Below are 16,759 nucleotides of genomic sequence, written 5' to 3'. Positions count from 1 at the left end.
ACGTAGCATATGCGCCGAAGCTCTGTTAACCTAACTCTTGTCGGTTGAAAGGCCCTGGTGGCGCCGCAGGCTGGTTGCATAAAAGAGTTCTCAGCACAACCGGTCACAGAAGGGGTAACCCTGAACCCATCGCCGAGGGAAGAAACATGCGTGTCCTGCTGGTTGAAGATGATCCCGCGATGCAGAAAAGCGTCAAGCTGATGCTGGCAGCGGATGGCGGCTATATTGTCGATGCCACCAGCCTGGGTGAAGACGGGCTGGAAATCGGCAAGCTATATGATTACGACATCATCATCCTGGACCTGATGCTGCCCGATATTGATGGGTATGAGGTGTTGCGCCGTCTGCGCGCCGCCCGGGTGACCACCCCCATCCTGATCCTGTCCGGCCTGTCGGACCTGGACAACAAGATCAAGGGGCTGGGCTTCGGGGCCGATGATTACATCACCAAGCCGTTCGACAAGCGGGAGCTGATCGCCCGCGTCCAGGCCATCATTCGCCGCAGCAAGGGCCATTCGGAAAGCGTCATCCGCACCGGCCGGCTGGCCGTGAACCTGGATGCCAAGACGGTGGCCGTGGACGGCCAGCCGTTGCATCTGACGGGGAAGGAATATGGCATCCTGGAACTGCTGTCGCTGCGCAAGGGCACGACGCTGACCAAGGAAATGTTCCTCAACCATCTCTATGGCGGGATGGATGAGCCGGAATTGAAGATCATCGACGTGTTTGTCTGCAAGCTGCGCAAGAAGCTGGTGACGGCCACCGATGGCGACAATTACATCGAAACGGTCTGGGGCCGCGGCTATGTGCTGCGCGACCCGCCGGAGGCTGAGGCAACGGCGGTGAAGGCTGTGGGTTGAGCCGTATCCTGCTGCTGGGCGGCGGGCACGCCCGGCCGCCATTGCTGCACCGTCTGGCCCGGCTGAAACGGGCGGGCCATGATCTGGGGCTGGTTGCCCCCGCGCCGCAATTCTGGACAGAAGCCATTTCCCCCATCCTGGCCGGGCGGGTCGATCCGACGGCGGCAAGCCTGGATGCCGCTGCGATGGCCGCGCGGCATGGCCTCTATTTCTTCGATGATGATATAACGCGCATTGACCCGGCGGCAGGGCAGGTGCATCGCCGCCAGGGGGAGCCGCTGGGCTTCGACCTGCTCTCCATCGCAGCGCTGGCGCTGACCCGACCGCTGCCCGGCACGCAGGATCACCCCCGCTGTTTCGCCACCCGCCCCCTGCCCCGGCTGCTGGCCCTGCACAAGGCGCTGGTGGAACGGTTCCGCCAGCATCCCGGCCGGGCGGTGGCCCTGACCATCGCCGGCGGCGGCATCACAGCCTGCGGGCTGGCGCTGGCCCTGATCGCGCTGGCCGCGCGGGAGGGCGGGCATATCGCCATCACCATCCTGACCCGTGGCCGCCTGCTGACCCGCCTGCCGGAACCGGCCGGTGTGCGCCTGATCGAGGCGCTGGCCGCGCATGGCACCATCCTGCAGGAAATGGCCCCCGTGCTGCGGGTGGAAGGGAACGAGGCCGTGCTGGAGGGTGGCGACCGTATCGCCTTTGACCTGTTGCTGAACGCAACCGGTGCCGCCGGCCCCGCATGGCTGCGCGACAGCGGCTTGCCGGTGGATGCGGATGGCCGGTTGCTGACCGATGCAGCCCTGGGCGTGCCCGGCTTTGCGCGGATGATCGCCGCCGGGGAGGCGGTGCGCCCGGCAGAGGGGCACCATCCCGGCTGGCCAGCGCTGGCCAACAATCTGGCCGCCCTGGCCGGCGGCCGCCCGGCCCAGCCAACACCGCGGCAGCCCCCGCCCTGCCTGATCGATCTCGGCGACGGTACCGCGCTTGCCACCTGGGGACGATGGTGGATACAGGGCGGCCCGGCGCTCTGGGCCCTGCGTTGGCTGGAGGGCCGCTGGCTGCTTTGACAGCAAGAACCGGAGCGCGCACGCAACAGCCGCCCGACATGATAGCGCCATCCACTTCCCGTGATGGAGCTTCTCCCCATGAACTACCGTATCAGCGGCCTGTCATCCGACCTGTTCGCCCCGCTTTTTGGCCTGGATGATGCGACCCTGGCAACGCAGGGCATCCACCGGATGGTGGCACCGGATGAAGGCATGTATCCCTGCCGGGTCACCCTGGCCGATGTTCCGGCCGGAACGCCGGTGCTGCTGCTTCGCTTCTGCCACCAGCCGGCAAACAGCCCCTATCGGGCGGAAGGCCCGATCTTTGTAACCGAAGGGCCTGTGCCGACCCGCGTGGTGGAAAACACGGTACCTCCGATGATGGCAAAGCGTCTGTTATCTGTGCGCGCTTACAACAGGGATGATCTCATCGTGGAGGCCGATGTGGTGGATGGGAAGGAGGCCGATGGCCTGCTGCGAGACTATCTGGCCCGGTCGGATATCGCCTATCTGCATGTGCATTTCGCAAAGCGCGGCTGTTACGCCGGCCGGGTGGACCGGGTGTAATGCCAACCCGCCTAACGGTTGACCTTTAGGTGGGTTGGAGGCCGGAGGCAGCGCCCGGCGACTGAGAGAACCTGAAATCTCCCTTGATCGGTCACGGTCAAGGGAGATTGGTGGAATGCCGATCGCCGTGATGCGCTGGTGCTGATTTCCTTGAGATAATGGTTCACGGCCTCGGTACGGCGAATACATTACAAAGCAGCATGTTACCGGTGCTTCGCCAGTTCCAGCTTGCCCAACTGCGCCCGGTGAACCTCGTCCGGTCCGTCAGCCAGGCGCAGGGTGCGGGCGTTGGCATAGGCCCAGGCCAGGGGGAAATCGTCCGATACGCCGCCACCGCCATGGGCCTGGATCGCCATGTCGATCACCTTGCAGGCCATGTTGGGGGCGACCACCTTGATCATGGCGATCTCGGCCTTGGCCACCTTGTTGCCCACCGTATCCATCATATAGGCTGCCTTCAGGGTCAGCAGGCGGGCCTGTTCGATGGCGATGCGGGCCTCGGCAATCCGTTCATGCCACCCGCCTTGCGTGGCGATGGGCTTGCCGAAGGCCACGCGCGACAGCAGGCGCTGGCAGGTCAGTTCCAGTGCCCGCTCCGACGCCCCGATCAGCCGCATACAATGATGGATGCGCCCCGGTCCCAGCCGGCCCTGCGCAATCTCAAACCCGCGCCCCTCGCCCAGCAGGATGTTTTCCACCGGCACGCGCACATTCTCGAACAGCACTTCCGCATGACCATGCGGGGCATCATCATAGCCGAACACCGGCACCGGGCGCTTCACGGTGACGCCCGGCGTGTCGGTCGGCACCAGGATCATGGATTGCTGGCGGTGCCGGTCGGCATTGTCCGGATCGGTCTTGCCCATGACGATCATGATCTTGCAGCGCGTGTCATTGGCCCCGCTGGTCCACCACTTGCGGCCATTGATCACGTAATGGTCGCCATCGCGCTTGATTGTGGTGGCGATATTGGTGGCGTCGGAGGAGGCAACCGCCGGCTCCGTCATGGCGAAACCGGAGCGGATGTCGCCGGCCAGCAGCGGTTTCAGCCAGCGCGCCTGATGGTCCGGGGTGCCATAGCGCACCAGCACTTCCATATTGCCGGTGTCCGGCGCGCTGCAATTGAAGATTTCCGGGGCCCAGTGGCTGCGTCCCATCACCTCGCACAAGGGCGCATATTCCAGATTGGTCAGCCCGGCCCCCAGTTCGCTGTCCGGCAGGAACAGGTTCCACAGGCCGGCGGCTTTGGCCTTTTCCTTCAGCTCCTCCAGCAGGGGCAGCGGCTTCCACCGCGTTTCCCCTGCCGCCACCTGGGCGTAAAGCGCGGCCTCGTTGGGGTAGACATGATCGTCCATGAAACGGGTCAGGGCCGCGTGAAGGGCGGTGGTGCGCGGGCTTTGGGTGAAAATGCCGGTCATGGGGGTCTCCTGTGGTGGCCGGTTGGGGACAGAGGGGAGGGAGCGCGATGGCACCCCCCTCAACCAAACCGCTCCCGGCCTTCGGCCACCAGCTGCACCAGCAGCGGCGCGGGGGACCAGTGGGCGCCGGTGGGGTCGTCGCCGGCCATCTGGGCGAAGCGGGTGATATCGGCCAGCACATCGGCCAGCCCCGTCAGTTCCGCCTGTTTCATCGGGCCGCCGCGCCAGGCCGGGAAGCCATAGCCATAGAGATAGACGATATCGATATCGCCCGGGCTCTGCGCCATGCCCTCTTCCAGGATGCGCGCGCCCTCATTCACCAGGGCATAGACCAAGCGTTTCTGTATCTCCTCCTCCCCGATGGTGCGGGGGGTGATGCCGTGCTGCTGGCGATAGGCATCCACCATGGCGGCCACGGCGGGGTCGGGGCGGGGTGTGCGGTCGCCCGGTTCATAGTGATACCAGCCGCGCCCGTTCTTCTGCCCCTTGCGTCCATCGGCGGTCAAAAGGTCGGACAGGGCGGTGCCATAGATCTTGCCCTCCGCCACCCGGCGGTCGCGGATGGCCTGCATCACATCCAGCCCGGCCATATCGCCCATGGCAAACGGCCCCATGGCCAGACCATAGCGGCGGGCGGCCTGATCGACCGCCGCGACCGATGCTCCCTCAATCACCAGCCGCTGCGCCTCCGTGGCGTAATATTGCAGCATCCGGTTGCCGACAAAGCCGTCGCAATTGCCGACCGCCACGGCCACCTTGCCGATCTTGCGACCGATACTCATGGCGGTCTGGATGGCATCCGCCGCACTGTCGCGGCCGCGCACCACCTCCAGCAATTTCATCACATTGGCGGGGCTGAAGAAATGCATCCCCACCACATCCGCCGGGCGGCCGCTGGCGGCTGCGATGGCATCAATATCCAGGGTGGAGGTGTTGCTCGCCAGCACGGCCCCCGGCTTGGTGACATCCCCCAGACGGGCGAACACGGCCTGTTTCACCGCCATATCCTCATAGGCCGCCTCCACCACCAGATCGACGGCGGACAGGTCGGCATAATCCGTGGTTTGGGTGATCAGCGACAGGCGCTTATCCATGGTGGCCTGGGTCAACCGGCCCTTGGCCACGGTGGCGGCATAGTTGCGGGCGATGATACCGATGCCCCTTTCCAGCGCCGCCTTGTCCATATCCAGCAGGGTCACCGGAATGCCGGCATTGGCAAAGCACATGGCGATACCGCCCCCCATGGTGCCGCTGCCGATGACGCCTACCTGCGTCACAGGGCGCGGCTTGGCATCGCCCAGCCCGGCCACCTTGGCGGCGGCGCGTTCGGCGAAGAAGGCATGGATCAGCGCCTTGGACTGATCGTGCGCTATGCAATCCCAGAACAGGGCGCGTTCCCGCGCCAGTCCCTCGACAAAGGGCAGAGTGAAGGCGGCCTCCACCGCATCAATGCAGCGCTGCGGGGCGTGCAGCCAGGGTGCGCTGTCGGCCAGCTTCTGCCGGGCGGCTGCCACGGCGGCACCATCGCCCAGCCCCAGCCTGTCACTGCGCAGGCTGGCGCGCGGCAGCGGGGGGGATGCCGGCAGGCTGGCGGCAAAGGCGCTGGCCAGTTCCAGCGGCGTGCCGCTGCCCACATGATCCAGCAAACCCAACGCCATCGCGTCCGTTGCGGGCAGGAAATCGCCGCTGGTGATCAGGGCCAGTGCCTTGGCGACACCGATCAGGCGAGGCAGGCGCTGGGTGCCGCCGGCACCGGGCAGCAGGCCCAGCTTCACCTCCGGCAGGCCCACCTGGGCATCGCTGGTGGCAACGCGGTAATGGCAGGACAGCGCCACCTCCAGCCCGCCGCCCAGGGCGGTGCCATGGATGGCAGCGATCACCGGTTTCGGTGATGATTCGATGGCGGCATTGATATCGTTCAGGTCGGGCTCGGCCAGCCCACTGCCCAGAAATTCTGCGATATCGGCCCCGGCGATGAAGGTGCGCCCGGCCCCCAGAATCACCAGCGCCTTGGCCGCCGCATCGGCCAACCCCTCGGCCAATGCCTGCCCGATACCCTGGCGCACGGCCTGGCTGAGGGCATTGACCGGCGGGCTGTCCACCGTGATGACACCGACATCGCCCTGCCGGGCGTAAAAGACAACCCGCCGGTCCATGGCATTTCCTCCGTTCAGGTGGGCGCCTTTGCCAGCGCCTCATCGCTGTTCGTATGCTAGTTTCAAACAAGTGTTTGCGTCAACCCGTTGCCTGTCGAGGCGATAGGGGTGGTTGACGCAGCGTCAGCCACAGCCTATCCCCGGCTTTTGGGCTCTTTGCAGTGATCGGCGGGAACGCTAAGCTGGAAAACGTCTGTTTGATACAGGCCAACAATAGCAAGGCCGCCCGATGGACGGGCCGGCCCTGTACGGACGGGTAGGGACGAAAAAAGGATGAAGGCGGAAGCCGAACAGAAGGAAGGGGGCACGGCCCCGGCGGACAGCGCGCGCCCGGACACCAAGGAGGTGATCCTGGATGCGGCAGAAAAGCTGTTCGCAGAAAAAAGCTATGCCAGCGTCTCGCTGCGCGAACTGACGGCGGCGGCCGGCGTCAATCTGGCGGCGGTGAATTACCATTTCGGGTCCAAGGATGCACTGCTGGTGGCGGTGTTCCGCCGGGGGGCGGTGGCACTCAACCGGGAACGCGCCCGCCTGCTGCGGGAGGCAGAGGAGCGCGCCGGTGGCGGCACCCCACCCCTGCGGGAGATTGTGGAGGCGCTGATCGCGCCGGCCATCCGCTACAGCTTCACCTCCAATCGGCTGGCACTGTACAACCAGTTCGTCGCCTTTGCCCGGGGCGATGGCCCGCCGGAAGCACGGGAGATGCTGGATAAGGATGTCGGGCACCTGCAGCGTTTTGTGCTGCCGCTGGCCCGCGCCCTGCCGCACCTGCCACAACAGGAGGTTTACTGGCGGCTGCATTTTGTCATGGGCGTGCAGCATTCGCTTTATACCGACATGAAGCGGCTGGAAACCCTGTCCGGCGGCCAATGCCACCTGGATAATCTGCCGGCGGTGACAGCGCGCGTGGTGGATTTCGTGGTCGCCGGGCTGGAGGCGCCGCACCGCGTGGTGTGAAACCTTTGATATTATCAGGGCGGGCAACCCTGCCGGAGTCGCCCGCCCCAAGCCGTTGTGTTGCCAGGATGAAACCTATCGTCCGGGCATATTAACGGGTTCAGGGCGTCGCCGCTATGGCCGGCGTGCCACACTGCCCCTCCGACGAAAGCAATAGGGTGAAATCCGTTACAGCAGAACGGCTTACCCTTGCGCCGCCACGCTGGCTGCGGCAATCTGGGGACGAATTGATGCAAAGGTGGCCAAGCGTGTCCGGCCTGCCGTCCGTGGCAGCGGGCGCACCGGCCCGCTTCGAGTTTAGAACAGGCCACCACATCCCAGGGGGGATTGACAGGTATGACCAAGTCGGAACTGATCCAACGTCTGGCGGAGCGCAACCCGCACTTGTACCAGCGCGACGTTGAAAAGATCGTCACCACCATATTTGACGAGATTACCGAGGCGCTGGCCCGGGGTGACCGGGTGGAACTGCGCGGGTTCGGCGCCTTTTCGGTGAAGAAGCGCGACGCCCGCACCGGCCGCAACCCGCGCACCGGCGAAAGCGTGGATGTGGATGAAAAGGTCATCCCCTTCTTCAAGACCGGTAAGCAGCTGCGGGAGCGGCTGAACATGGATGAGGAATAATACCAATCTCCCTTGATCGTGACCGATCAAGGGAGATTTCAGGTTCCCTCATGCGCCGGGCGGGCACTTCCGTGCCCTTGGCTTGCGCCGCACGTGCGGCGGGCCGGCGGTCGCCGGCCTCCAAGCTGCCTAAAGCTTGACCTTTAGGCAGCTTGGTATCAGTTCCCCGCCTTCTGCATACAGGCATCGAACAGGGTCTGTACCACCGGGCGGGTCAGATCCTTGACGATGAAGACGATGCGGGTGCTGTGATCATCCGTCGGCCAGGCATCCAGCTGCACCGGCGGGTGGAACAGGTGCTGCACGCCATGGATGACGATGGGGCGGTCGGCCTCCTCGACATTCAGCAGGCCCTTGACGCGCAGGATATTGTCGCCCTGCGCCTTGGCCACCGTTTCGAAGAAATTCACCAGATTGTCCCAGGGCAGCGGCTGGTCGGCCTTGATGACGAAGCTGGTGATCTTGTCATTATGGCGGTTCACATCATGGTGGTGATGGTCATGCCCGTGCCCGTGGTCATGATCGCAATGGCCATGATCATGGTCGCAATGGGCGTGATCATGGTCGTGCCCATGGGCATCGTGATCATGATGGTGGTGATCGTGCCCATGATCATGGTGGCAATGACCATGGTCATGATCGCAATGCCCGTGATCATGGTCATGATGATGGTCTTGCCCGCCCTCATAGGCTTCGGCCTTCAGCCAGCGCTGCACATCCAGCGACTTGGTGGCCGGGTTATACAGGCCGGCATCGAACAGCAGCACGGGCAGGGCGTCGTCCGTCTGTGCATCCACATGCACGGCACCGGGGTTCAGGTCATGCAGGCGGCGGCGCAGCGCCTCGACAACGGCCTTGTCGGCAATGTCGGTCTTGGTCAGCACGACACGGTCGGCCACCGCGGCCTGCTTCAGGCTTTCCTCGTGCTTGTCCAACTGGCCCATACCATGGACGCTGTCGATGGTGGTGACCACGCCATCCAGCCGGAAACGCGAGGCGATCAGCGGATCGGTCATCAGCGTGTGCAGGATGGGGGCCGGGTCGGCCAGCCCGGTGGTTTCAATCACCACCCGGTCGAATTCAGGTACTTCGCCACGGGTGCGGCGCAGATACAGGTCGCGCAACGTGTCCGACAGGTCGGAACGGATGGTGCAGCACAGGCAGCCGCTATCCATCAGCACCGTATTCTCATCCGCCTTGCTGACCAGAAGATGGTCCAGCCCAACCTCACCGAACTCATTGATGATGACCGCGGTGCGGGCCATGCCCGGATCACGGATCAGGCGCGACAACAGGGTCGTCTTGCCGGAGCCGAGAAAGCCGGTCAGCACCGAGATGGGCAGGCGTACGGGCGGGGCGGGGGGCGTGGGTTGGGTGGACAAGGGGTTGGTTCCTGTCTTCAGTCAGCAAGGTGCCCGATAGCGACCGGGCAAGGGTCATGGTCGTGCATTTGAGCGGCCTTGGCCGCTTCGTCAACTGGTTCGGCAGGCAGGGCAGATGCCCGTCACCTCTACCGTCTGGCGGGTAACCTGAAAGCCCTGAGCTTGGGCTGTTTCATTGATGGTCTGGGCGATCCGCGGGTCCACCAGTTCCGTGGCTTCCCCGCATTTCTCGCAGACCAGAAATTGCCCGCTATGCTGGGTGCTGGGGTCGGCACAACCGACAAAGGCGTTCAGGCTTTCGATCCGGTGGATCAGTCCCTGTTCCAGCAGAAAATCCAGCGCGCGATAGACGGTCAGCGGGGCGACCCGCTTGCCGTCTTGCGACAGGTCTTCCAGGATGGCATAGGCACCGCGCGGCTTGTGACTGGACCAGACCAGTTCCAGCACGCGGGCGCGCTGCGCTGTCAGCCGCGAACCCCGGCTGGTACAGACTTCCTCCGCCCGAGCCAGGGCATCCTTGACGCAGGTACCATGGTCATGGCGATGCCCGTCATGGCTATGATGATGATGATGGTGGTGATGGTCCATGGCCAAACGGCCCCTGCCAGTAGGTTGCTTGCAGCCAAGGTAGTCCAGCCGGCGGCATTCGCCAAGCCAGGGCCGGGCAGCCATGAAAAAAGCCGCCGGCACTGGGGCCGGCGGCATAGGTGCATTTCGATGCCAGAAAAGGGCGGTCAGGCGGCGCGCAGCGAGGCGATGGCGCGGGAGACACTTTCGCTCAGTGCCGTGGTTTCCTGACCCAAGGTCTGGGAGGAGGTCAGCACCTCGTCACTGGACCGGTGGGTGGTATTGGCGATTTCCTGCAGGCCACCGACATTTTCCGCCACCACGGCCGTCCCCTGAGAGGCCAACTGCACATTGCGGGCAATTTCGCGGGTCGCGGCATCCTGCTCCTCTACCGCCGCCGCGATGGCGGCGGAGACTTCCGTGATGTCGCTCACCAGTTGCTGGATGGCAGTGATGGCCTGCACGGCAGCGCGGGTGGCAGACTGCATTCCGGTGATCTGGCTGCTGATTTCCTCCGTCGCCTTGGCCGTCTGGTTGGCCAGGCTCTTCACCTCGCTCGCCACCACGGTGAAGCCCTTGCCGGCCTCCCCGGCGCGGGCGGCCTCGATGGTGGCGTTCAGGGCCAGCAGGTTGGTCTGGCTGGCAATGTCGGAGATCAACCGCACGATGGAACCGATTTTGTCGCCCTGACCTTGCAGCTGTTCCATCTGGCGGGTGCTTTCATCCACCTTCTGGCGGGCATTGCTGGCCATGCTGGCGGCGTTGTTCACCTGGGTGCTGATCTCCTGGAACGAAGCCGACAGCTCTTCCGCGGCACTGGCGACGGCCTGCACATTGCCATTGGCATCGCCCACGGCCCGGTCCACCACGCTGGTGCGCTGCTGGCCCAGCTGGGCTTGGCGAGACAGGTCGCGCGCATTGGATTCCAGATGGTGGGCCGCCTTGTTCAGCTTTTCCACCAGCGAATGCACGCTGCTTTCCAGCCCGTCGGCGATGCGCTGCGACGCGGCGCGCTTTTCCGCCTCCGCCCGCTTTTCCGATTCCGCCTGTTCCATGGCCAACCGGTCGCGGTCGATCAGGCTGGTGCGGAAGACGCTCAGCGCCTTGACGATGGCACCCAGCTCATCCTTGCGGGCCAGGGAGTCCAGATTGACGGTGGTGTTGCCGCCCGCCAGCGTTGCGGTCGCGGACGAGATGCGCTGGATCGAAGCACGCAGGGCGCGGACGATGAAGAAGGAGATCGCAGCAACCAACACCACCACCAGCCCCACCGTGATGGCTGAGTTGCGCTGGGTGCCTTCCGCACTGGCGGTCATCTGCTTCATGGCGCTGTTGGCGGCATCACGCTGGCTGACCGACAATTTGCCCAGCCGGTCCAGCACTGTGCCCAGATTGCTGCGCAGCGGGTCCAGGAAGGAGATGGCGGATTGCGCATCAATCGCCAGCATCTCCTTCACAAACTGGATCGGCTGCCCGAACTTGTCGATATCCTGGGCCACGGCGGCCAGTTCAGCCTTGACCGGCCCGTCGGGCAGGCCCTGCTGCACCTTGGTGATGGCGGCCTTGGCCTTGTCCATGCGGGCGGTGACGCCATCCAGCATGGTGGCGGATTTTTTCGCATCGCCGCCGGCCATAGCGGCGGCCAGGGCGTAGTAGATTTCCTGCACCGCTCCGTTCAACTCGCTTGAGGCGCTCAACAGTTCAGCCGCCGTCTGGAAGCGCACCTCAGTGACTTCGTGGCTGGTCTCTATGAACTCTCCCATCGTGCGATGGGAGGTGACGGCCATGGCCACCAGCGCCAGCAGACCCAGCACAGGCGCGGCGAACAGCTTGAAAGCCATTGGAATGTCATCGAAACGCATGGCGCGTCATTCCTTTCCCGATTATGGGACGGGTGCCGACAAGTGCCGGCCCCCGCCCCTGGGATCACTTTTCAGTGATCATCATTTTAAAGTTGGGGTCGAAATCGACACCCGCAGCGCTGGCGGCGGCCTTGCTGACATAGATCGTCACCTTCGGCGTGGTCTCCACGGCGATGACGCAGGCCCCGGCATCCACACAGGCGACATCATTGCCAACGGTGACGGTGCCCTTGCCGTTGGCCTTCTTGGCTTCATCAGCCGACGCCACGAAGACAGCGAAGGCACCGGCGGCACTGCCGGCATCACCGGCGGCCACGCTGGCGGCTGACATGGCCGATTGCACGGCCGCCACCGGCGCGGCACCGGCGGTCACCACCACCTTGGCGCCGGCTGATGCCTTGGGGGAGACAAAGCCCAGCGCCTTGGCGGCGATGGTAACCTGTTTGGCATCCATCTCGGCCCCACGGGCGGGCAGCGTCGCCAGCAGCCCGACCGCGATGAGCCCCATGACCTTATGCTTGTTCATTGGCTTTTCCCCGATCAGAGCTTGTAGGACACGGTAGCCCAGACACGGCGTTCGGCCTTGGGAGCGGGGGTCAGCCGCGTTTCATCCTTCAGCAGATTGGCGCCAGACAGGGAGATGCGCAGGTCGGATGTTACCTGATAACCAACACTGGCTTGTGTCATCAGGCCAGGGTTGACTTCAAATAACGTTTTATTGCTTCCATCCTGTAGGTAGCGGTAGGTCTTGCTTTTCCAGAGCAATAGCAGATCCGTGCTCCATGGTCCTGAATCCCAACCAATATTGGCTTTAACCGTGTTGCGAGCGTTCGATTTCTCGTAATTCTCGCCGATCAGGAGATTGGAAATCTTGATGGCGTCTTCAGTGTCCATCCACATCCATGATAGATTCCAGCGAAAAGCATCGAGTTTTCCCTGCAGCTCCGCTTCCAATGTCCATGCTTGAGTTGAACCAAGGTTGTCACCCAGCAAGAACACTCGATAGCCGTTGATTAACTTTGGACTTGAAAGATTGACAAATTTCAAATCCGTTGTCTTTTGGTGCGAGACGGATAGACGCCCGAAACCATTGATGTCGTCGATCATATGTCGCCATCCGATCTCGTAACTTGTCGTGACGGACGGGTCGACATTGGGATTTCCAGAAATCAGCAGGGAATTGGGACTGGGTGCTGTAACAGAGTTATTTCTGAGTTCGATCAGGCTGGGGGAACTGATCCCACGGGCGGTGGTCAGCAGCAGACTGTCGTTCGCGGTAACGCGCCAGACCATGCCGGCATTATAAGAAAAGCTGTTGAAGCTGCGTTCGTAATCCGTATCGGTGAAGGGATAGGGGCGGGGACCATCGCGGTAGAGCGCTGTGTGATCGCCACGCAGAGCCAGAGTCAAACTCAAGTCCGTCGTGGCCTGCCAGTCAAACATGTTGGAGAGGGCGTAATTTTTATATCCGTTGGTGGCCCCCCTAACCGGATAGCTTTTCATACTGATATCGCGAAACTCCAGGCCGATCCGGGTGGTTAAACGATCATCCAGTTTTACGAGATCCTGTAACTGGACGATATTTGAGCGCATTTTTGTGTTGACAAAACTCACTCTGCTTCCAAGATTAACATCAAGGTTATTGGAGTATGCATTGGCTTCCAATAAGCCGATTCTCGTGTTTGCTTTTAAATTTCCTCGTATGGAATAGGTTTTGTAGTCATTTCTCACATATTCACCGCTACTAGCGATGCCAAATTCATTTATGCTGTTCCAGGTCGTTTCCAATCCTGCCTGTATATCAGGGGTAATCTGGAAGAGACTGTCCAGAGAAGCGGTCCGGCTACTGCTTTTCTTGTCATAGAACTTTGCCCAGTTTGTACTGGTATTGGTGCCATAGGTATCCATATCCCACCCGCCGGCAGACAAACGTATGCCGCCACGAGTGCCGAGTTTCAGCGTTTTGACAAAGCTGAACTCCTTTTGCCCCAGGTTGCCTAATGTGGCTTCCACTGTACCTACGTCATCGTAGAATGGGCTGTAGGTAACGATATTGATCACCCCTGAGACGGCATTGAAGCCGAACAGCGCTGATTGGGGGCCCTTCACCACCTCAATCTGCCGGATTTCCGAAAGCTGCACCGGGATGGATGACCATAAAGTCATACCGTAGAAATCCTGGTAGACCTGTCGGCCGTTGACCAGGACCAGAAGTCTAGGATTGTATCCCTGGTTGTAGCCGCGAATACCCACATCGGCATTGCTGCTGGTCCATTGCAGCACGTCAATGCCGGCTACCCGATTTAAAACATCGGGTATGGTTCGGGCCCCGGACTTGGTGATTTCATCGGCTGTTACAATTGTCATGGCCGCCGGCACCTCACTGGCGCGCTGCGGCTTGCCGGTGGCCGAGGTGGTTACCGGTTCCCCGAACAGATCCTGCAAGGAGCCGTAATCCATCGACTGCGCCATGGCAGCCTGTGCCAGGGCCATGCTGGTCACGGCCGCCAGAATCAGCCCAGATGGCGTGATCGTTGCCATTTTCATGAAGTTCCCCACATCCACTTGCCGGCCCGGCGATCAACATTTCTGAGCGCGGGCGGGTTATTCTTGGTGGTAGAACTATGGCAGATCGATTTAGCAATTATAGTTATTCAGAAGGATAGAAAATTTTCTTTTAAGGAATTTCTAGAAACACCTTCTTTCGGATAGTTTTGAAATAATAAAATATCGATCAGGTTATTTTCTATCCATTTATCGGCGGGCCCTATCCTTTTTCGGCTGGATAAGGGCTGGACAAACCGCACCTACGTTCTATGTGCCTCTGGGTTGGTTCGATCTGATTAACGCAGTGGGGACGGCATGTCGGCACCCATCATCACCATCATCACCATCATCATCATCGGTGCCACCGGCGGGGCGGCGGGATGGATCACCGGGCGGGCGCTGGGTGTTGATGGAGGGCGTGGTACGTTGCAGACCAAGGGCTGAGCTACGGAGAGCGTGATATGCCGATGATCCATCGCCGCTCGCTGCTGCTGGGCATGGCCTGTGCCGGTTTGGCCGGGCGGGGTGCCTTTGCCTTCACCCTTCCGCCCGGCGACAGCCTTGCCTTCAGCGTTTTCCGCCAGGGCGACATTCCCATGGGCTATCACCGGCTGCGCTTTTCCCGTCAGGGCGACGATCTGATCATGGAAAAGCAGATCTTGCTGGAGGTGAAGCTGGCCTTCATCAACGCCTATCGCTATCAGCACCATAACCGGGAGGTCTGGCGCGACGGGCGGCTGATCGCCATCGATACGGAAACCAATGATGATGGCGACCGCTATGCGGTGACCGGCCGCGCCACAGAGGCGGGGCTGGAGATTGACAGCAGCGCCCATGGCCGCGTGATCGCCCCCGCCGCCATCATCCCCACCAGTTACTGGAACAGTGCCATCACCGGCGCCACGCAATTGCTGGATACCCAGCGCGGCCTGATCATGGATGTGGCGATGGAGGATTTGGGGCCCGAGCCGCCCCCTGGCGGCGCGCCCCAGCCGGCCCGCCACCACCGCATCAATATCCAGACCAACAAGCCCGGCAGCACCGACAAGATCGACCTTTGGTATGATGATACCGGGGCCTGGGTCGGGCTGGCATTCGAAGCCAAGGGTCAGAACATCCATTATGTGCTGGATGGCCCCGGCGGTGCCAGCCCCGTCCCCATGGTCACCGATGAGGCCAGCAGCACCGGGGGCCGGTCTTGAGCGCTGGCGGCACCTTGCGGCTGGTGCTGGGCGACCAGCTTTCCCACAACCTGCCCAGCCTGCGCGGCGTGGACCGGACCTGCGACGTGGTGCTGATGGCGGAGGTGATGGGAGAGGCGACCTATGTGCCCCATCACCCGCAGAAAATCGCCTTCCTGTTCAGCGCCATGCGCCATTTCGCCGAAGAACTGCGCGCCCGTGGCGTGGCGGTGGATTATGCGGCGCTGGAGGATGCGGGCAACACCGGCAGCCTGGATGGCGAACTGCGCCGCGCCATCGACCGGCACCAGTCGGCGCGCGTGGAACTGACTTTTCCCGGTGAATGGCGGGTGTGGAAACAGATGCGGGACTGGCAGCGTGCCCTGCCCATCCCGGTGGAGGTGCGGGAGGATGACCGGTTCTTCTGCTCTATTTCCCGGTTCCGCGCCCATGCAAAAGGCCGCCGCCAGATGCGGATGGAGTTCTTTTACCGGGAGATGCGGCGCGACCATGGCGTGCTGTTGACCCAGGAGGGGGAGCCGGAAGGCGGCCAGTGGAATTTTGATGCGGAAAACCGCAAGCGCCTGCCCAAGGGGCTGGTACCGCCCCCGCCCTTTCGGGTGGAACCGGATGCCATCACCGCAGAGGTGCTGGCCCTGGTCGCCCGCCGCTTCGGCCAGCATTTCGGCAGCCTGGAGGGGTTTGCCTATGCCGTCACGGCGGCGGATGCCACCCGCGCGCTGGATCATTTCATCCGCCATGGTCTGGCAGATTTCGGTGATTATCAGGATGCCATGGCGATGGGGCAGGATACGTTGTTCCATTCCATCCTGTCGCCCTATCTGAATGCCGGCCTGCTGGACCCGCGCGCCGCCGTTGCGGCAGCAGAGGCAGCCTATCGCCAGGGCAAGGCCCCCTTGAACGCGGTGGAGGGTTTCATCCGCCAGATCCTGGGCTGGCGGGAATATGTGCGCGGTATCTATTGGCTGAACATGCCGGAATATGCCAACAGCAACGCGCTCTCCGCCCACCGGCCCCTGCCGGATTTTTACTGGACGGGGGAAACGGATTTGAACTGTCTGGCCCAGGTGATCGACCAGACACGGCGCACGGCTTACGCCCACCATATCCAGCGCCTGATGGTGACCGGCAACTTCGCCCTGCTGCTGGGGGTGGAACCGGCAGAGATTGAGGCTTGGTATCTGGCGGTTTATCTGGATGCCTATGAATGGGTGGAACTGCCCAATGTGCATGGCATGGTGATGTTCGCCGATGGCGGCTATCTGGCCAGCAAGCCCTATGCCGCCAGCGGCAAATATATCGACCGCATGTCAGATTATTGCCGCCGCTGCCGGTATGATGTGAAACAGACAGAAGGGCCAGACGCCTGCCCCTTCAACTATCTCTACTGGAATTTCATTGCGGAGAATGCGGGGGCGTTACGCGGCAACCCCCGCATGGCGACGATGTATAAGGGCCTGGACCGGATGAGCGCGGAGAAGCGCGCGGCGGTGCAGCGGGATGCGGCGCGGTTTATCGCGGGGTTGGTGCCGGCTTATGGGGATGAGTGAGCGCGCCTTGGGGTAGGATCACGC

15 protein-coding genes are annotated in these 16,759 nt (G+C 62.6%); 8 read left to right on the top strand and 7 right to left on the bottom strand.

Annotated features, from left to right (window positions below):
• The first annotated feature begins 146 nt into the window (after window positions 1–146).
• From GE253_RS15225 to GE253_RS15215, 3 genes are all read left to right on the top strand, one after another.
• Window positions 147–860, top strand: a complete 714-nt coding sequence (locus GE253_RS15225; protein WP_089286167.1) for a response regulator transcription factor CtrA — start codon at window positions 147–149, stop codon at window positions 858–860.
• Window positions 857–1,924 carry an FAD-dependent oxidoreductase gene (locus GE253_RS15220; protein WP_153205023.1) on the top strand — a complete coding sequence of 356 codons (1,068 nt, stop codon included), beginning with the start codon at window positions 857–859 and terminating at the stop codon, window positions 1,922–1,924. Before GE253_RS15225 ends, GE253_RS15220 begins: the two co-directional genes overlap by 4 nt.
• Window positions 1,925–2,002: 78 nt before the next feature.
• Window positions 2,003–2,470, top strand: a complete 468-nt coding sequence (locus tag GE253_RS15215; protein WP_173012663.1) for a DUF1203 domain-containing protein — start codon at window positions 2,003–2,005, stop codon at window positions 2,468–2,470.
• A gap of 203 nt (window positions 2,471–2,673) precedes the next feature.
• On the opposite strand, the gene GE253_RS15210 is transcribed toward GE253_RS15215, so the two are convergent.
• Window positions 2,674–3,888: an acyl-CoA dehydrogenase family protein gene (locus GE253_RS15210; RefSeq protein ID WP_153205021.1), complete on the bottom strand. Its 1,215-nt coding sequence runs from the start codon at window positions 3,886–3,888 to the stop codon at window positions 2,674–2,676.
• Window positions 3,889–3,947: 59 nt separating this feature from the next.
• Window positions 3,948–6,044: a 3-hydroxyacyl-CoA dehydrogenase NAD-binding domain-containing protein gene (locus GE253_RS15205; RefSeq protein ID WP_153205020.1), complete on the bottom strand. Its 2,097-nt coding sequence runs from the start codon at window positions 6,042–6,044 to the stop codon at window positions 3,948–3,950.
• 273 nt (window positions 6,045–6,317) lie between these two features.
• Between GE253_RS15205 and GE253_RS15200 the strand changes: the two genes are divergently transcribed.
• The gene (locus GE253_RS15200; protein ID WP_153205019.1) at window positions 6,318–7,001 is read left to right on the top strand and encodes a TetR family transcriptional regulator; all 684 of its coding nucleotides are present in this window, start codon (window positions 6,318–6,320) and stop codon (window positions 6,999–7,001) included.
• A gap of 336 nt (window positions 7,002–7,337) precedes the next feature.
• Window positions 7,338–7,625, top strand: a complete 288-nt coding sequence (gene ihfB / locus GE253_RS15195; RefSeq protein ID WP_153205018.1) for an integration host factor subunit beta — start codon at window positions 7,338–7,340, stop codon at window positions 7,623–7,625.
• A gap of 158 nt (window positions 7,626–7,783) precedes the next feature.
• On the opposite strand, the gene GE253_RS15190 is transcribed toward ihfB, so the two are convergent.
• The 5 genes from GE253_RS15190 to GE253_RS15170 all read right to left on the bottom strand — a co-directional run bounded on the left by GE253_RS15190 (window position 7,784) and on the right by GE253_RS15170 (window position 13,977).
• Entirely contained in the window at window positions 7,784–9,007 is a 1,224-nt protein-coding gene (locus GE253_RS15190) for a GTP-binding protein (RefSeq protein ID WP_153205017.1), read from the bottom strand.
• Between the two features lie 90 nt (window positions 9,008–9,097).
• A complete protein-coding gene (locus GE253_RS15185) occupies window positions 9,098–9,595 on the bottom strand; it encodes a Fur family transcriptional regulator (RefSeq protein ID WP_153205016.1) in 498 nt (165 codons plus the stop codon).
• 146 nt (window positions 9,596–9,741) lie between these two features.
• A complete protein-coding gene (locus GE253_RS15180; protein WP_153205015.1) occupies window positions 9,742–11,436 on the bottom strand; it encodes a methyl-accepting chemotaxis protein in 1,695 nt (564 codons plus the stop codon).
• Between the two features lie 64 nt (window positions 11,437–11,500).
• Window positions 11,501–11,962, bottom strand: coding sequence for a hypothetical protein (locus GE253_RS15175; RefSeq protein ID WP_153205014.1), 462 nt, complete (start codon window positions 11,960–11,962; stop codon window positions 11,501–11,503).
• A gap of 14 nt (window positions 11,963–11,976) precedes the next feature.
• Window positions 11,977–13,977 (bottom strand): TonB-dependent receptor, encoded by a 2,001-nt coding sequence (locus GE253_RS15170; protein ID WP_247878681.1) that lies wholly within the window; start codon window positions 13,975–13,977, stop codon window positions 11,977–11,979.
• 321 nt (window positions 13,978–14,298) lie between these two features.
• Here GE253_RS15170 and GE253_RS26565 point away from each other — a divergent pair, with 321 nt between their 5' ends.
• The 3 genes from GE253_RS26565 to GE253_RS15160 are packed head-to-tail and all read left to right on the top strand — an operon-like array spanning window position 14,299 to window position 16,735.
• Window positions 14,299–14,427 carry a hypothetical protein gene (locus GE253_RS26565; protein ID WP_282183237.1) on the top strand — a complete coding sequence of 43 codons (129 nt, stop codon included), beginning with the start codon at window positions 14,299–14,301 and terminating at the stop codon, window positions 14,425–14,427.
• Between the two features lie 17 nt (window positions 14,428–14,444).
• A complete protein-coding gene (locus tag GE253_RS15165) occupies window positions 14,445–15,185 on the top strand; it encodes a DUF6134 family protein (RefSeq protein WP_153205013.1) in 741 nt (246 codons plus the stop codon).
• Entirely contained in the window at window positions 15,182–16,735 is a 1,554-nt protein-coding gene (locus GE253_RS15160) for a cryptochrome/photolyase family protein (protein WP_247878680.1), read from the top strand. Before GE253_RS15165 ends, GE253_RS15160 begins: the two co-directional genes overlap by 4 nt.
• The last annotated feature ends 24 nt before the right edge of the window (window positions 16,736–16,759 follow it).

The organism is Niveispirillum sp. SYP-B3756, from assembly GCF_009495745.1.
Lineage (GTDB): Bacteria > Pseudomonadota > Alphaproteobacteria > Azospirillales > Azospirillaceae > Niveispirillum.
Note: the sequence above shows the minus strand (reverse complement) of the source record. Positions and strands in the feature narration are given on the sequence as shown.

What these genes read in the sequence shown, in the direction of transcription:
- GE253_RS15225 (WP_089286167.1), top strand. Translation starts at nt 147, where the DNA reads ATGCGTGTCCTGCTGGTTGAAGATGATCCCGCGATGCAGAAAAGCGTC.
- GE253_RS15215 (WP_173012663.1), top strand. Translation starts at nt 2,003, where the DNA reads ATGAACTACCGTATCAGCGGCCTGTCATCCGACCTGTTCGCCCCGCTT.
- GE253_RS15210 (WP_153205021.1), bottom strand. Translation starts at nt 3,888, where the DNA reads ATGACCGGCATTTTCACCCAAAGCCCGCGCACCACCGCCCTTCACGCG.
- GE253_RS15205 (WP_153205020.1), bottom strand. Translation starts at nt 6,044, where the DNA reads ATGGACCGGCGGGTTGTCTTTTACGCCCGGCAGGGCGATGTCGGTGTC.
- GE253_RS15200 (WP_153205019.1), top strand. Translation starts at nt 6,318, where the DNA reads ATGAAGGCGGAAGCCGAACAGAAGGAAGGGGGCACGGCCCCGGCGGAC.
- ihfB (WP_153205018.1), top strand. Translation starts at nt 7,338, where the DNA reads ATGACCAAGTCGGAACTGATCCAACGTCTGGCGGAGCGCAACCCGCAC.
- GE253_RS15185 (WP_153205016.1), bottom strand. Translation starts at nt 9,595, where the DNA reads ATGGACCATCACCACCATCATCATCATCATAGCCATGACGGGCATCGC.
- GE253_RS15180 (WP_153205015.1), bottom strand. Translation starts at nt 11,436, where the DNA reads ATGCGTTTCGATGACATTCCAATGGCTTTCAAGCTGTTCGCCGCGCCT.
- GE253_RS15175 (WP_153205014.1), bottom strand. Translation starts at nt 11,962, where the DNA reads ATGAACAAGCATAAGGTCATGGGGCTCATCGCGGTCGGGCTGCTGGCG.
- GE253_RS15170 (WP_247878681.1), bottom strand. Translation starts at nt 13,977, where the DNA reads ATGGCAACGATCACGCCATCTGGGCTGATTCTGGCGGCCGTGACCAGC.
- GE253_RS26565 (WP_282183237.1), top strand. Translation starts at nt 14,299, where the DNA reads ATGTCGGCACCCATCATCACCATCATCACCATCATCATCATCGGTGCC.
- GE253_RS15165 (WP_153205013.1), top strand. Translation starts at nt 14,445, where the DNA reads ATGCCGATGATCCATCGCCGCTCGCTGCTGCTGGGCATGGCCTGTGCC.